This is a genomic window from Klebsiella sp. 141198 (assembly GCF_050600785.1).
GTDB classification, from domain to species: Bacteria; Pseudomonadota; Gammaproteobacteria; order Enterobacterales; family Enterobacteriaceae; genus Klebsiella; species Klebsiella aerogenes.
This window is the reverse complement of the sequence record NZ_JAQIRM010000026.1, coordinates 1-367: the sequence shown is the minus strand read 5'-3', so window position 1 is coordinate 367 and position 367 is coordinate 1. Positions and strand designations below refer to the sequence as shown.

1 rRNA gene is annotated in these 367 nt (G+C 52.0%); it reads right to left on the bottom strand.

Going from position 1 to position 367, the window contains the following annotated elements:
* Window positions 1–106: ribosomal RNA gene (rrf, locus tag PGR10_RS25415) — 5S ribosomal RNA — on the bottom strand; the annotation flags it as partial.
* Window positions 107–367: the final 261 nt, after the last annotated feature.

Sequence of the window (367 nt, the reverse complement as noted above, 5' to 3'; positions counted from 1 at the left end):
TCCCTACTCTCACATGGGGAGACCCCACACTACCATCGGCGCTACGGCGTTTCACTTCTGAGTTCGGCATGGGGTCAGGTGGGACCACCGCGCTAGTGCCGCCAGGCAAATTCTTTGTGCTCGTCCTGTGTCTTTTACGCTCATACTGCGTTGGCTGCTCTCGCGAATGTCAGTCACATACTTTAGTATGCTCCTTCCATCGCTTCGCTTGCCGCCTTGTCTCAGCGTAAAATCCTTCGGACTCTGAATCAGAGCTGAAAATCGTCTCAAATCGCCAAAACATCTTCGGCGTTGTAAGGTTAAGCCTCACGGTTCATTAGTATCGGTTAGCTCAACGTATCGCTACGCTTACACACCCGACCTATCA